The organism is Paenibacillus lupini (assembly GCF_011761355.1).
Lineage (GTDB): Bacteria > Bacillota > Bacilli > Paenibacillales > Paenibacillaceae > Pristimantibacillus > Pristimantibacillus lupini.
Window position 1 is genome coordinate 568634 of the sequence record NZ_JAASRW010000002.1, and the last position, 13626, is coordinate 582259.

A 13626-nucleotide genomic window follows, 5' to 3' on the forward strand; every position below is an offset into this window, starting at 1 on the left:
CAATCGCCGTACAATGAAACAAGGGGTATGCTTACGAATAAGAATTACCGCAAATGGCCCAATTAGGCCATCATTGCAGAAATTCTTAGGAGAATGCTTACGACGTAAGAATTACCGCAAATGGCCCAATTAGGCCATCTTTGCAGAAATTCTTTTTAGGAGGGATAGGCTATGAGAAGTTCCGTTGACACAATACGTCTTATGGATCGCTTCGGTGCCCGTAACTATAGTCCGCTTCCTGTCGTTATCACGCATGCTGAAGGAGTGTGGGTGGAGGATCCGGAAGGCCGCAGGTACATGGATATGCTCAGCGCTTATTCAGCGTTGAACCATGGACATCGGCATCCAGCCATCATCCGTGCACTTAAGGAGCAAGCGGATAAAGTAACCCTTACTTCTAGAGCTTTCCACAGCGAGGAGTTAGGTCAGTTGTACAAGAAGCTGGCAGAGTTTACGGGCAAGTCCAAAATTCTAGCAATGAATACAGGTGCAGAAGCAGTGGAAACAGCCTTGAAGGCGGCGCGCCGCTGGGCTTATCGGGTTAAGGGCGTACCGCACGGTCAAGCGGAAATTATCGTCTGTGAAGGGAACTTCCATGGCCGGACCATTACCATTACTTCTTTCTCCTCGGAAGCGCAGTACCGTGCAGGCTTTGGTCCTTTTACACCTGGATTCAAAATTATTCCATACGGTGACGCGGAAGCACTTGAGAATGCGATCACTCCGCATACTGCAGCTTTTCTTGTAGAGCCGATCCAAGGAGAAGCGGGCGTTATCGCTCCGGCTGACGGCTATTTGAAGCAGGCCTTTGAGCTGTGCAGACAGCAAAACGTTCTATTTATTGCTGATGAGATCCAGACCGGCTTTGGCAGAACAGGCAAACGTTTCGCCTGCGATTGGGAGGATGTTATTCCCGATATGTATATTCTTGGAAAAGCACTTGGCGGCGGTGTCCTGCCTATATCGGCCGTTGCGGCTGGTGATGATGTGCTTGGTCTATTCGAGCCCGGCTCACATGGTTCAACCTTTGGCGGTAATCCACTCGCATGTGCTGTTGCGCTTGCTGCGCTGAAGGTGATGGAAGATGAGAAGTTGGCTGAGCGCTCCGAACAGCTTGGTCAATATTTTAAGCAATGCCTGGAAGCAATAAGCCATGAAGATATTATCGAAGTAAGGGGAAAAGGGTTATTTATCGGTATGCAGCTGTCAGTGCAGGCGAGGGCTTATTGTGAAGCGTTGTTCCAGATCGGGCTGTTATGCAAGGAGACTCATGAGACGGCGATCCGCTTCGCCCCGCCGTTAACTATTTCGAAGGAGGAGCTCGACTGGGCGCTGGAGCGAATTAAGGAAGTGTTCCAAATATGAAGACACCTCCGAAAATTGCGTTGTTGTCGGTTCCTTTTGGTCTTGGTGCCGGAAACCCCGGAAGTGAACTAGCTCCCCGCCATCTCCTTCATCTTGGTCTTTTACAGAGTCTGCAGCGGCTGGGATGCCATATTGACGAGCAGAAGGATATAGGGGCCGGTATTCAAATACCACCCATTCAACTGCCTATGAAGCATTCAGCAGAAGTCATTGCAACAGGGACGGCGCTCGCTGGAGAAGTATATACGGCTGTATCAGCCGGTCAATTTCCTTTTGTACTTGGTGGGGACCACAGCCTTGCAATGGGAACATTAGCAGGCTTATCTGCTTATTACCCGAGACTTGGTGTCATATGGATCGACGCGCATGCTGATATGAACACAGAATCAACCAGCCCTTCCGGCAATATGCACGGCATTCCGCTTGCTGTCGCTCAAGGAAGGGCACAGCTGTCTTTATCGCATTTGTGGCCTGGAGCAGGCATTGTTTCCCCAGCTAATATTGTCCTGATTGGGGCTCGTGATCTGGATCCAGCGGAAGAGGTACTCATTCATTCTGCAGGTATTGCTTGTTTCGGGATAGCGGATATCCGCAAACTTGGTATCGATACGGTTATTGCTGAGGCGATTAGACTAGCTGGGGCAAATACTGACGGTATTCATCTCAGCTTTGATATCGATAGTGTTGATCCGACTGAAGCACCAGGAACCGGAACTCCTGTACAGGGTGGATTAACTTCAGAGGAAGCGCGGAATGCCCTTCGCCAGCTTGGTCTGTCTGCAAGACTAACATCTGCTGAATTCGTAGAGGTGAATCCGCTTCTGGACCGCGCAGATCAGACAGCGAAGCTAGCGGTGGAGCTAATTGAAGTATTATTGAGCAACTTAAGGAATTAATCACCATTTACTCCCTTTTGCAACATTTCCAAATATTGAGCGTCTAGAACGGTGGACGACAAAAAAGGGGGAGTAAAGATGCGTAATATAACAAAATGGTATACGTTCTTGCTCATGATTATGGTTGTTGCACTTATTCTAGGAGGATGTTCAAGTTCAAACGACAGCAGTAATAGTGATAGTGCTACTTCTAGTTCGAATGGCGCTGCCGCAGCAGCAGACAGTTTTGAAAACCAATCGGTAGCCACGGAAAACAGCGCAAGCAGCTCGTCGGCAGAGGCGCCGACTGCAGTAGCAGGTGAAGCTGGCAGCGGTTCAATCGGGGAGATCGCAGCGGAAGGCACCGGAACCGCCATGAATCAGAAGCTGATTTATAAAGCGAATCTGACAATAGAAGCCGTTGATTATGATAAAGCCGCAACAGCGCTCCGGAATGCTATACATCAATCTGAGGGCTACATTTTACAATTCCAAGACGGGCAGTACAATGGGGAGAAGAGCTCTACTTATACCATCAAGGTTCCCGCTGCCGGGTTCATGGCGTTCATAGACCGGCTGGATGGCATCGAGCATAAAAAGTTTGAGCGGCAGATCAGCGGAACGGATGTGACGGAAGAGTATGTGGATCTTCAATCACGGCTGACAGCTCAGCAGGTGGTGGAGGAACGACTTCTTGCCTTTATGGATAAAGCAACTAAGGCAGATGATCTGGTTAAGTTTTCTGAGCAGTTATCCACGGTACAGGAAAATATTGAACGGCTGAAGGGCCGGATCCGCTATTTGGATAATAACGTTTCTTATTCAACAATCGAGCTGAGATTGTATCAACCGGATGCGAAGGCAGAGACGAAAGATAAGGAAGACGGCATCGGGGATAAAATGTCTGAAGCAATCAATGACAGTGTCGATGCTATGATCAGCGTTCTGCAAGGCCTGCTTGTCTTCATTGCAGGCGCACTGCCCATTCTGTTACTGCTATTTATTATCGGTGTTCCTGTTTATTGGCTGCGTGGAAGAAGCCGGGCAAGAAACAAATCCATGCCTTCCATCCCGCCGCAAACTCCTGTAACCCCTTCAGTTAAAGAAGAAACCGAGGAGGATGACCCGAATCATCCAAATGGTTAATCATATGAATTAAATTTATTAAAAATCCTGCTCATTGAGCAGGATTTTTATTTTAGGTGGCGAACTACTGTATCTTAGTGGGAGAATGTGGTGCAAAGTGGGGGATTCGGGGGAAGGGGTGGGTCAATCTCATGTTTATGGGTGAATATCAACATACCATTGATGAGAAGGGCCGTATTATTATTCCTTCTAAGTTTCGAGACTCGCTTGGTACCAGCTTTATCGCAACCCGCGGATTGGATAATTGCTTGTTTGTTTACCCGATGAGTGAGTGGGCTGTGCTTGAGCAGAAGCTTAAGTCGCTGCCACTGATGAAATCGGATGCCCGTGCGTTTACACGGTTTTTCTTTTCCGGAGCTACGGAATGCGAGCTGGATAAACAGGGAAGGGTAAACATACCAGCTCACCTTCGCGAATATGCGAAGCTGGACAAGGATTGCATGGTGCTTGGTGTTTCCAGCCGTGTTGAGATTTGGAGTAAATCGACATGGGAAGGCTACTATGAGCAATCCGAGCAAGCGTTCAATGAGATCGCGGAGAAATTGGTCGATTTCGACTTCAACTTCTAGAGTAAACAACAAGAATGGGAGGATGTTAGCGTGTTTCAGCATATTACAGTGCTTTTGGAAGAGGCGGTTGACGGACTGGCAATCAAGCCGGACGGCATATACGTCGACTGTACGCTTGGCGGCGCAGGCCATAGTGAACGGATTGTGTCCCAGCTGAGCGATGGAGGGCGTTTAATCGCATTTGACCAGGATGATGCAGCGCTGGAGAACGCACGCGTAAGGCTTGCTCCCTATATGGATAGAGTAACGCTAGTCAAAAGCAATTTTCGCTATTTGGAAGAAATGCTGCTCACGTGTGACGTTCCAACGGTAGACGGTGTTCCTCAGGTAGACGGTATTTTGTTTGACCTTGGTGTTTCCAGTCCACAGCTTGATGAAGCGGAACGTGGCTTTAGCTACAATCATGATGCACCGCTTGATATGAGGATGGATCAGGGAGGCGCATTAACGGCTTACGATATCGTCAACAGCTGGGAAGAACGGGAGATTTCCCGGATCCTGCATATTTATGGGGAAGAGAAGTTCGCAAGATCGATCGCGCGTAAGATTATTCAAGCTCGAGAGAATGCGCCGGTGGAGTCTACAGGCGAGCTTGCGGAACTGATCAAATCCGGTATACCAGCAGCAGCAAGAAGAACAGGCGGCCATCCAGCCAAACGTTCGTTCCAAGCGCTTCGTATTGCAGTGAATGATGAGCTTCGTGCAGAAGAAGTTGCGTTAGAGCAGGCAGTCAAATGTGTTCGTCCAGGTGGCAGAGTATCTGTCATTACGTTCCATTCGCTAGAGGATCGCATCTGCAAGCAATTATTTGCGAGTTATCTTGAAAAATGCACTTGTCCGCCGGATTTCCCAAAATGTGTATGCGGTGGCACAGGACAGCTTCGGTTAGTGAACCGCAAGCCGATTGTTCCGAGCGAGCAGGAGTTAGAAGTTAATCCACGCTCTCGTTCGGCCAAGCTGCGTGTCGCAGAAAAATTGTAGGTTAGAGGGGGTTCTTTCATTGGCTTATATTAATGGCAATTTGGCAATGCAGCCAAAGCGCAAGCCGGATCAACGGCCAGTCATCCGTGAGACGAAACGGATCGTTGTAAAGCGCAAGCCGATTCCGGTAAAGGAAAAGCTGCTTTACATGTTCACCGTTGTTTTTTGTGTGATCGTGCTTGGTGTAATTGTGAATCAGTATGCCAAAAATTACGATATGCGCGTGCAAATCAAGCAAATGAACAACCAATACGCAGTTATGAATATTGATATGAAAGAATTACAGAAACAAGTAGAAATGCTAGGCGATCCGGAGCGCATTCGCAAGATGGCCGAAACGCAAGGTATGGCCAGCACTGAGCAGCCTGACATCATGGTAAAAACGCAGCAAGCTAAGACCGAATAGGTGACGACCATGATAAAACGAATTAAGCTTCGTACGTTGTTGTTTGGAGGGATAATGACCCTCCTTTTTGTTGTTTTAATCGGCAGAATCTATTGGGTACAAGTAGTCAAAGGTGACTTTTGGTATGACGAGGCCAAGACGAGGTGGGCAGCGGAAGAGAAACTTGTAGCGAAGAGGGGGTCTATCACTGACAGAGACGGCAACATGTTCGCTATGGATTCCATTGCTTATGATGTATCGGTTAATCCGGCTATGATTCATTCCTTAAATATAGCAGATGAAGTAGCAGAAGGATTGCATAAGATACTCGGAAAGTCAGAAGCTGATCTGCTTAAGATCGTGACCGCACAAAAGGATAATGGCGATTACTATCAGCAGCGGGAGATTCACGAGGAAGGCTGGAAGATTGATAAGGCGCTAGCCGATAAAATCGTTGAGTTCGAAGACGGGTTGAAGAAAAAATACGATAAAAAAGACATTGGTATCATCATAAGCAATGATCAGAAGCGTTATTATCCTCGTAATGCAAAGGCTTCCCAATTACTTGGTTATGTGACAAAGGAAGGCGAAGCCAAGACCGGTATTGAAGCCTTCTTCGATGAAAAATTGAGAGGCATTGACGGAGAGCTTAAGTATGAGAAGGACGGCAAGCGGGTACAGCTCGCGAAAGGCGATGTAGAATACCAGCCGGCTAAGGATGGACAAGACATTGCATTGACGATCGACATGGATATTCAGGATTATGTCGAGAAGGCACTTCAAGACATTGATGATAAGTACCATCCGAAGAGCATTACAGCAATCGCGGCCGATCCCAATACGATGGAAATCCTGGCGATGGCCAATTATCCGACATTTGATCCGAATACTTATTGGGACAGCAATTATGAGAATGCTTATAATCATTCGATCAAATCTCTGTATGAACCGGGATCTACCTTTAAGATTGTGACGCTTGCCGCTGCGGTGCAGGAAGGCATCTTTAATCCAAATGCGACTTATCATTCTGGTTCGATTGCCGTTCCAGGGACACCGGTACGGGATATCAACAAAGTTGGCTGGGGTACCATTACTTATCTGGAAGGCCTGAAGCGTTCCAGTAACGTTGCCTTCGTAAAGCTAGGCTGGGAACAGCTGGGCGGCGAAAAGCTGCTGGATTATATTAATCGGTTTGGTTTTGGCAAAAAGACCGGGATCGAGCTCGGCGGAGAATCCGCAGGTGCAATTAATGTTAATTTATCTATTCCGTCTGATATTGCCCGCGCATCATTTGGTCAAGGTAAAGTACAGGTAACGGCGCTTCAGCAGGTTGCGGCTGTAGCTGCAGTGGCAAACGGCGGTAAGCTGATGGAGCCGCATATTGTCAAGCAGATCTATGATCCGAATACCCAAACTACGGTGAAGACCGAGCCAAAGGTAATTAATAACAATGTTATTTCAAAGGAAACCTCGAAGAAGGTTGGCGAATATCTCGAGCAGGTTGTATCGGACCAAGAAATTGGTACGGGACGCAATGCCTACATCGAAGGTTACCGGGTAGCAGGTAAGACAGGTACGGCGCAAAAGGTAATCAACGGCAAATATTCTTCAGACAAATTCGTTGTATCTTTTATCGGATACGCACCTGTTGAGAATCCGAAGATTGTCCTTTATATCGTAGTTGACGAACCAAACGATTCTACAGTTGGTGGTGGTGCAGTAGCAGCGCCAGCCTTCAAGGACATTGTGTATAAAAGCTTGAAGCATATGGGTATCGCACCTGAGATTCAAGGTGCCGATGACGAGAAGAAAGAAGTAACCGTTACTGTGCCAGCGCTCTCCAAACTGACCGTATCTGCTGCGAAGTCCCAGTTGAAGTCACGTAGTCTTAATGTCGAGGTAGTTGGCAGCGGCAAAACGGTCATCCAGCAAGTACCTGCATCAGGAGCTTCTGTTCATCCTGCCCAGAAGGTTTATTTGATAACTGAGCAGCGGGACAAGCTCAAGATACCGGATATGACGGGCATCTCCTTGCGGGATGCGCTGGAAATTGCTTCTGTTCTTGATATTCGTGTAACTGCGGAAGGCGCAGGATATGTCGTGAGTCAAAAGCAGGTAACGAAAAATGGCGAACGGCTGCTTCAGCTTACTTTGTCTCCTGAATTACAACAGGAATCAGGACAAGATGAAGCTGCTGATGCAGATGCATCCAAGGCAGATACAACAAATACGCAATAATCAATAAACAGCTTGTTCTATCCCCCCCTTGTCCCTCATAAGTTGGGAATGAGCGTCAGCGTACGCTCTGCCGAAGGATGAGGCGGAGGGGGACAAAGGATATGAAGGTATCAAATGTAACATTGCGTCGCCGGCTGTTTATTGTGTTAATGATTTGTGTAATTGCTTTTGCAGGTTTGATCTTTCGGCTTGCCTATGTTCAGTTATGGCAGGGGGAGAAGCTGTCTGCCAAGGCAGAAGATTCCTGGCGGCGCGAAATTACTTATAAGGCGAAAAGGGGCGAGATTTGGGACCGCAACGGGGTGAAGCTCGCCTTTGACGTGAGCACGCCATCCGTACTTGCTATACCTGTCCAAATTCCGGACAAGGCAGCGACTGCGGCCAAGCTGGCCCCTTATTTGGACATGACAGAGGAATCGCTTATTAAGCTGTTATCAAAGAAGGAACGGATTGTGGAGCTGAAGCCGGGCGGCCGGAAAATGTCGCTGAATGAAGCACAGGAAGTAAGAGACCTGCATCTGAGCGGCATTGTTATTGCCGAAGATAACAGCCGGTACTACCCTTATGGCAGCCTTGCTGCACATTTGCTTGGTTTTACGGGTATTGATGGAGGCCTTACAGGTGTAGAATCCAAATATAATGATAAGCTGACAGGAATTAACGGCAATGTATCGTATTTATCTGATGCAGCGGGCAAGACGATGCCTAACTCATCGGACACCTATAAGGCGCCTCAACAAGGTCTGACGATGGAATTAACTATTGATAAGCAGATTCAAGCCGTAATGGAACGTGAACTCGATCAGGCTATGACCGCACTTCAAGCCGATAATATAATCGCGATTGCGATGAATCCGAACAACGGTGAAATATTAGGCATGGCCAGCAGGCCAACCTATGAACCGGCCAATTATAGAGAGTTTCCGACCGAGGTATACAACCGTAACCTTCCGATTTGGATGACTTACGAGCCGGGTTCTACCTTTAAGATCATAACGCTTGCAGCAGCCATTGAAGAGAAAAAGGTTGATTTGAAGAATGAGTACTTCTTCGATCCGGGAGCCGTAGAGATTGGCGGAGCAAGGCTTCGCTGCTGGAAGAAAGGCGGCCATGGCAGCCAAACGTTCCTGGAGGTTGTTCAAAATTCCTGCAACCCGGGATTTGTAAACCTTGGCAATCGGCTTGGCAAAGAGAAGCTTTTCGATTATATTAAAAACTTCGGATTCGGTTCGAAGACAGGTATTGATATTCCAGGCGAAGCGAACGGGATCTTGTTCAAGCTGGATAAGGTAGGTCCTGTCGAGCTGGCTACAACTGCCTTTGGGCAAGGGGTATCGGTGACGCCAATTCAACAGATCGCTGCCGTTTCTGCCGCTGTAAATGGCGGTACCTTGTATAAACCGCATGTGACGAAAGCGTGGATTAATCCATTAACCGGGGAAACCGTGCAACAAGTGGAGCCGGAAGAGGTACGCAAGGTTATATCGGAAGATACGTCGAGGCAAGTGCGTGAAGCACTTGAAAGTGTCGTAGCTCAAGGGACGGGGAAAAATGCTTTCATTGACGGCTACCGAGTTGGAGGAAAAACAGGTACAGCACAAAAAGTAATTAACGGTCGTTACTCTCCTAATGAACATATCGTATCCTTTATCGGATTCGCACCAGCAGATAAACCAGAGATCGTCATCTATGTAGCGGTTGATAATCCGCAGGGCATTCAATTTGGTGGCGTTGTCGCAGCACCAATCGTTCATAATATTATGGAAGATGCGCTAACCATTTTGCAGGTGCCGCCGCGTGAAAAGCAGATTGACAGAACTTATAAGTATGGTGAAACTCCGATTGTGACGGTGCCTAATATGATCGGCCAGTCGGTATCAGACATCTATGAAGATATGAACATGAACTTTAATCTTTCTTCAGCAGGCTCAGGCAATACCGTCATTCGTCAGGCACCAGCCGCTGGTACAAGAGTGGATAAAGGTTCTACAATCCGAATATATTTGGGCGATGAGAATGATATATCCGATACCCATTGACCTACAATAGTCAAGGGGGATGATATAACTCATACTCCTTGACTTACAATAGTCAATGAGGATGATATAATGCATCCTCCTTGACTATAATGAGAGATAACGACCTACATATGGGAGGAAAACAACATGCGATTAAGCGATTTGGCCAAACGGCTTATTACAGCGAAGCTGCTAGGCTCCGGCGATATAGAGGTGACTGGTATTGAGACGGATTCCCGCAAGGTAGAACCCGGCCAGCTATTCATTTGTTTGCCGGGGCATACCGTTGACGGGCATGCGTACGCGCCTCAGGCAGCAGCCAAAGGCGCAGTCGCCTTCGTCGTCGAACGTGAGCTGGAGCTGGATGCTCCACAGCTCCTCGTAAAAGATTGCAGGCTGGCAATGGCTGTGCTTGCCGATCATTACTATGGACATCCTAGCGAAGCTTTGAATTTGATCGGAGTTACGGGAACTAACGGCAAGACAACAACGACTTATTTAATCGAGCAAATTTTGAATGACAATGGCCGGAGCTCTGGTGTGATTGGGACAGTTGAGATGCGTTATGCGGGCAAATCGTTCCCGATGTCCGGGACAACGCCTGAGGCGCTGCAGCTTCAGCAATACTTAGCTGCTATGCGTGAGGAAGGAACAGCATATTGTGCGATGGAAGTATCTTCGCATGCACTTGAGCAAGGCCGTGTGAAGGGCTGCCGTTTCCGTACGGCCATCTTTACAAACCTGACGCAGGATCACCTGGATTATCACGGCACGATGGAGAAATACGCTGCGGCGAAGGGCTTATTCTTCTCCCGTCTTGGCAATGAGTTCCCGTCACAACAGGGCGACTGTTCCTACGCGGTATTAAACGTCGATGATGAAGTGTCGGATCAGTTCGCCAAGCTGACGGCAGCGGAAGTTATTACTTACGGGATTGACCGGGAAGCTGATGTACGTGCGTCCAATATCCGAATTTCCGCACAAGGGACGACTTTCCATTTAACAACGTTCCGCGGGGAAACAGATATAGCGCTTCAGATGGTCGGCAAGTTTAATGTCTACAATGCATTGGCAGCCATTACAGCAGCTCTGATCGAAGATATTACGCTCGAACAGATAAAAGCCAGTCTCGAAGCCGTTCCAGGCGTGCCTGGCCGAGTTGAGTCGGTGCAGGCAGGTCAGGATTTTGCTGTTGTTGTTGACTATGCACATACACCGGATGGACTTGAGAATGTTCTGCGAGCTGTGAAGGAGCTTGCACCGCCTCGTATTATTTGTGTGTTTGGCTGCGGCGGAGACCGTGACCGAACGAAACGTCCAATCATGGGCTCCATTGCAGCACGTTATGCAGACTATGTGTTTGTCACATCAGATAATCCAAGAACAGAAGACCCTGATCTGATCCTGAAGGATATTGAGGCAGGACTAGAGGCCGATGGCGTATCGCCGGAACATTACGAACTGCTGGTCGATCGCCGCGCTGCGATTGAAAAAGCGGTTGAAATGGCAAGCTCCGGCGATGTAGTATTGATTGCGGGGAAAGGTCATGAAACGTATCAAATTATCGGAAGCGTAACGCATCCATTTGATGACCGATTAGTGGCGAAAGAAGCGATAAGGGGATTGTTACATTGATAAATCGTACATTGGAGCAGGTCGCCGTCATGTGCGGCGCTAGAGCCTATAAAGGTGAGCCGATCCGTATTGCTGGTGTAAGTACTGATACGCGTAGTATTAAGGATGGCCAGCTGTTCGTTCCGCTCGTTGGGGAGAACTTTGATGGCCACCATTATGTACTGCAGGCGCTGCAGCAAGGTGCTGCCGCTGCATTATGGGAGATGAAGCGGGAAGTGCCGTCGGAGCTGGCGGATGCACCACTGCTGTTCGTAAGAGATACGTTAAAGGCATTGCAGCAGCTTGCTACTTCCTACCGTGAAGAATTGTATGTTCGTGTCATTGGCATTACGGGAAGCAACGGCAAGACAACAACAAAGGATATGGTTGCTGCTGTACTTGGCACCTCCTATAAGGTTCATAAAACAGCAGGTAACCTAAATAATCATATCGGTCTGCCGCTTACGGTGCTGGAGCTTGATGAAGAAACGGATGCGGCTGTACTGGAAATGGGAATGAGCGGCTTTGGTGAGATTGAGCTGCTTACGAATATTGCACGTCCAGATGTAGCGGTCATTACGAATATTGGTGATGCGCATTTGCTGCAATTAGGTTCAAGGGAAGGAATTGCTAAGGCGAAGCTCGAAATTGCACAGGGTCTCCAATCGGGAGGCATTCTGCTGTATAACGGTGATGAGCCATTGCTAGAAGCTGAGCTTAAGACGATGAGCCTGCCGGAAGGCATGCAGCTCCAGACGTTTGGTTTAGGCGAGCAAAATGACTGGTCGGCAGCAGAGATTGGGATAGGCGCTGTTTCCTCTACCTTTACGGTTAAACGCAAAGGGCTGGAGAATGCATCAGCACCCTATACCATTCCTGTGCCTGGCCAGCATAATGTAAGCAATGCTCTTGCTGCCATCGCAATCGGACGCCGTTTCGGCATTTCGGAAGACAATATCCGCAATGGCTTAGTTGGGCTTGAGCTGACAGGGATGCGTATCCAGCCAGTGAAAGCAAGTAATGGAGCCATGATTCTAAATGATGCTTATAACGCTAATCCAACAGCTGTTCGGGCTGCTATCGATTTAGTTGCCCAGTTATCCGGTTTCCGCCGGAAGTGGATTGTGCTTGGTGATATGCTGGAGCTTGGTCCGGATGAAGAGTCACTTCATTTCGAGACAGGCGCTTACATTACACCGGACAAGGCTGATGCCGTTGTCACGTTTGGCAGCTTATCTCTGCATACGTCGGAAGGGGCTTTGTCCCAATTCCCGGCAGAAGCAAAGAATACGAGAATTGTACATTTTGACGATAAAGAAAAGCTTGGAGAATGGTTAAAAGAGCAAGTGGAGCCAGATGATATCATACTGGTCAAAGGCTCCCGCGGTATGCGAATGGAACAGATTGTCCAAACTTTGGAAGCGAGGTGAGATAATGGACACGATGGTCATCTTATTTTCTTTAGGCGCATCATTCTTAATAGCAGTTCTGCTTGGACCATTGTTCATTCCGCTTCTCCGGCGCATGAAGTTTGGACAGCAAATCCGGACTGACGGTCCACAAAGCCACTTGAAGAAGAGCGGCACCCCTACAATGGGCGGCATCATCATTATGCTTGCACTACTTATTTCTTTCTTGAAATTTTCCGATAAGACAGCTGATTTCTGGGTGCTGCTAACTGCATCTGTAGGGTTTGGTCTTGTTGGTTTCCTGGATGATTATATCAAAATCGTATTTAAACGTTCGCTTGGTCTGACAGCACGTCAGAAGTTGTTCGGTCAGCTGTTGTTCTCCATCATCGTATGCGCAGAGCTGTATAATATGAATCACAGCACGCTGATTACAATACCGGGAACATCATGGGACTTTGATCTTGGGTGGTTCTACTATCCTTTTGTTGTCATCATCTTATTTGGTTCCAGTAATGCAGTAAACTTCACAGACGGCCTGGACGGTCTTTTGTCGGGCACAAGTGCTATCGCTTTTGGCGCATTTACGATTCTAGCTCTGCAAGTATCTGAGCATGAATCGGCTATTTTCTCCGCAGCGATGGTAGGAGCGGTATTAGGATTCCTAATCTTTAATGCTCATCCGGCCAAGGTGTTTATGGGTGACACCGGATCACTTGGAATTGGCGGGGGCATTGCTGCAGTCGCCATCTTGACGAAGATGGAAATTTTGCTTGTTATTGTTGGCGGCGTGTTCGTTCTGGAGATGCTTTCTGTTATCTTGCAAGTAGGATCATTTAAATTGCGAGGCAAAAGGATCTTTAAAATGAGCCCAATTCACCATCATTTCGAATTAAGCGGCTGGTCCGAATGGCGTGTCGTTACAACGTTCTGGTCGGTTGGTCTTGTGTTAGCGGTAATTGGACTTCTTCTTGGTCTTTAAGGTTTCATTATTACTTTGGCCTCCCTACAGCCGGTCTCCTATGT

11 protein-coding genes are annotated in these 13626 nt (G+C 48.0%); all 11 read left to right on the forward strand.

The window, feature by feature from the left end; genetic code table 11:
• Positions 1 to 171: 171 nt before the first annotated feature.
• Positions 172 to 1365: an ornithine--oxo-acid transaminase gene (locus tag FHS17_RS08095; protein ID WP_167277701.1), complete on the forward strand. Its 1194-nt coding sequence runs from the start codon at positions 172 to 174 to the stop codon at positions 1363 to 1365.
• Positions 1362 to 2261: an arginase gene (rocF, locus tag FHS17_RS08100; protein ID WP_167277703.1), complete on the forward strand. Its 900-nt coding sequence runs from the start codon at positions 1362 to 1364 to the stop codon at positions 2259 to 2261. Before FHS17_RS08095 ends, rocF begins: the two co-directional genes overlap by 4 nt.
• Before the next feature lie 78 nt (positions 2262 to 2339).
• A complete protein-coding gene (locus tag FHS17_RS08105) occupies positions 2340 to 3386 on the forward strand; it encodes a DUF4349 domain-containing protein (protein ID WP_167277706.1) in 1047 nt (348 codons plus the stop codon).
• A 131-nt stretch (positions 3387 to 3517) separates the two neighbouring features.
• Positions 3518 to 3955, forward strand: a complete 438-nt coding sequence (gene mraZ, locus FHS17_RS08110) for a division/cell wall cluster transcriptional repressor MraZ (protein ID WP_167277708.1) — start codon at positions 3518 to 3520, stop codon at positions 3953 to 3955.
• A 30-nt stretch (positions 3956 to 3985) separates the two neighbouring features.
• Positions 3986 to 4936: a 16S rRNA (cytosine(1402)-N(4))-methyltransferase RsmH gene (gene rsmH, locus FHS17_RS08115; RefSeq protein WP_167277710.1), complete on the forward strand. Its 951-nt coding sequence runs from the start codon at positions 3986 to 3988 to the stop codon at positions 4934 to 4936.
• A gap of 19 nt (positions 4937 to 4955) precedes the next feature.
• The gene (gene ftsL, locus FHS17_RS08120) at positions 4956 to 5342 is read left to right on the forward strand and encodes a cell division protein FtsL (protein WP_167277713.1); all 387 of its coding nucleotides are present in this window, start codon (positions 4956 to 4958) and stop codon (positions 5340 to 5342) included.
• 9 nt (positions 5343 to 5351) lie between these two features.
• Complete coding sequence (locus FHS17_RS08125) at positions 5352 to 7559, forward strand: penicillin-binding transpeptidase domain-containing protein (RefSeq protein ID WP_167277715.1); 2208 nt, start codon at positions 5352 to 5354, stop codon at positions 7557 to 7559.
• Between the two features lie 101 nt (positions 7560 to 7660).
• A complete protein-coding gene (locus FHS17_RS08130; protein ID WP_167277717.1) occupies positions 7661 to 9598 on the forward strand; it encodes a stage V sporulation protein D in 1938 nt (645 codons plus the stop codon).
• Between the two features lie 126 nt (positions 9599 to 9724).
• The gene (locus FHS17_RS08135) at positions 9725 to 11212 is read left to right on the forward strand and encodes a UDP-N-acetylmuramoyl-L-alanyl-D-glutamate--2,6-diaminopimelate ligase (protein ID WP_167277720.1); all 1488 of its coding nucleotides are present in this window, start codon (positions 9725 to 9727) and stop codon (positions 11210 to 11212) included.
• Positions 11209 to 12621 (forward strand): UDP-N-acetylmuramoyl-tripeptide--D-alanyl-D-alanine ligase, encoded by a 1413-nt coding sequence (locus tag FHS17_RS08140; RefSeq protein WP_167277722.1) that lies wholly within the window; start codon positions 11209 to 11211, stop codon positions 12619 to 12621. Before FHS17_RS08135 ends, FHS17_RS08140 begins: the two co-directional genes overlap by 4 nt.
• Positions 12622 to 12625: 4 nt before the next feature.
• Positions 12626 to 13582 carry a phospho-N-acetylmuramoyl-pentapeptide-transferase gene (gene mraY / locus FHS17_RS08145; protein ID WP_167277725.1) on the forward strand — a complete coding sequence of 319 codons (957 nt, stop codon included), beginning with the start codon at positions 12626 to 12628 and terminating at the stop codon, positions 13580 to 13582.
• Positions 13583 to 13626 lie beyond the last annotated feature (44 nt).

Coding starts and splice junctions, on each gene's coding strand:
- FHS17_RS08095 (WP_167277701.1), top strand. CDS start 172: ATGAGAAGTTCCGTTGACACAATACGTCTTATGGATCGCTTCGGTGCC.
- mraY (WP_167277725.1), top strand. CDS start 12,626: ATGGACACGATGGTCATCTTATTTTCTTTAGGCGCATCATTCTTAATA.
- FHS17_RS08135 (WP_167277720.1), top strand. CDS start 9,725: ATGCGATTAAGCGATTTGGCCAAACGGCTTATTACAGCGAAGCTGCTA.
- rocF (WP_167277703.1), top strand. CDS start 1,362: ATGAAGACACCTCCGAAAATTGCGTTGTTGTCGGTTCCTTTTGGTCTT.
- FHS17_RS08130 (WP_167277717.1), top strand. CDS start 7,661: ATGAAGGTATCAAATGTAACATTGCGTCGCCGGCTGTTTATTGTGTTA.
- FHS17_RS08125 (WP_167277715.1), top strand. CDS start 5,352: ATGATAAAACGAATTAAGCTTCGTACGTTGTTGTTTGGAGGGATAATG.
- FHS17_RS08105 (WP_167277706.1), top strand. CDS start 2,340: ATGCGTAATATAACAAAATGGTATACGTTCTTGCTCATGATTATGGTT.
- mraZ (WP_167277708.1), top strand. CDS start 3,518: ATGTTTATGGGTGAATATCAACATACCATTGATGAGAAGGGCCGTATT.